This window comes from Brunnivagina elsteri CCALA 953, assembly GCF_002289455.1.
In the GTDB taxonomy this organism is placed as follows: Bacteria; Cyanobacteriota; Cyanobacteriia; order Cyanobacteriales; family Nostocaceae; genus Brunnivagina; species Brunnivagina elsteri.
Window position 1 is genome coordinate 1 of the sequence record NZ_NTFS01000789.1, and the last position, 1,096, is coordinate 1,096.

Sequence of the window (1,096 nt, forward strand, 5' to 3'; positions counted from 1 at the left end):
CATTTTAAATTGATTGTATATCTCGCTACAGATTTTTGTGATTTCCTTTTATTGAAAGAAACTTTGTGATTTACTGACTTTTGTTGTTGTGACACGTTTCTTTCTAGTCAAACTTCATACGAGATATTAGTTTTTTCAAATGTGCTAATTCTAAACCAAACTGTTGAGCAATGATATGCTCCTCATCCTCAGTAGGTGGTGCATCAAGTGTAAGTAAATAATCTAAAAACGGTTGCGAATTTCCTGAAGATAAATTTCTATCTGTAAAATTTGATACTTCTTGGGCAACTACTAGATTCTGTAACCATTCCTGTAGCTTTCCTTTCTCCGGTAGCTGTAAACCAAGCACTTGGCATGTAGCAACAAATTCTTGTGCGATACTCCCTTCAGGAGTGGCTGCCGCGATGCTCCCAAGGGGAACCGTGCAAAGCGCGATCGCAGTTTCTTGGTGCAAATTCCTTAGAAATACCGTAAATTCTTCTTCCGATATCAAATTAAGTTCTTGATAAAAAAGCTTCTGGATTTCTCTACTTAGGCGAAATACGCGAGATGCTTGGTAATTTGTATCTCTCTGGATTCCTTCAACATGATCTAATCCAGGATAGAGATTGTCTACAAACCAAATACCTACATGACCCACTTCGGGGACTGACAAACCCAAAGATTCACAAGCAAATATGAACTCTACTCCTAAAGAAGTATAGGTAGAAAACATCCGATCCAAGTTACCTGCTTGAGGAATTGAATTTCCATTTTTTTGAGCCAAGTCAAACAAATCTAAGCCCAAATCAATTAAGTACCTTAATGTCTTTGACAAAGAACTACCTAGTATGGGCAACAAATTGTCTACCCGTTGTCGCACACCCTTCTTCAGGGTAAAAGATACTCGCTCAGTATCCCCTTCGGGAAAGCGTTCACGCTTATTTGTCACAGGTTTTTGAGTTTGCTCTTATATCGATGTTTCACCTTAGTTTACCTAAACCACAGGTTTTTTAGTTCAAAAGATTAATTTTTATATCAACAGCCAACTGACAAATCAAAATAATGCATCACTAAGTATCAATTAAAATTACTTTTGTAATGCATTATTTAAAAT

General features: G+C 36.8%; 1 protein-coding gene. It reads right to left on the reverse strand.

Annotation, left to right across the window (positions count from 1 at the left end):
- Positions 1 to 103: 103 nt before the first annotated feature.
- The gene (locus tag CK510_RS30690) at positions 104 to 931 is read right to left on the reverse strand and encodes a hypothetical protein (protein WP_095725162.1); all 828 of its coding nucleotides are present in this window, start codon (positions 929 to 931) and stop codon (positions 104 to 106) included.
- Positions 932 to 1,096: the final 165 nt, after the last annotated feature.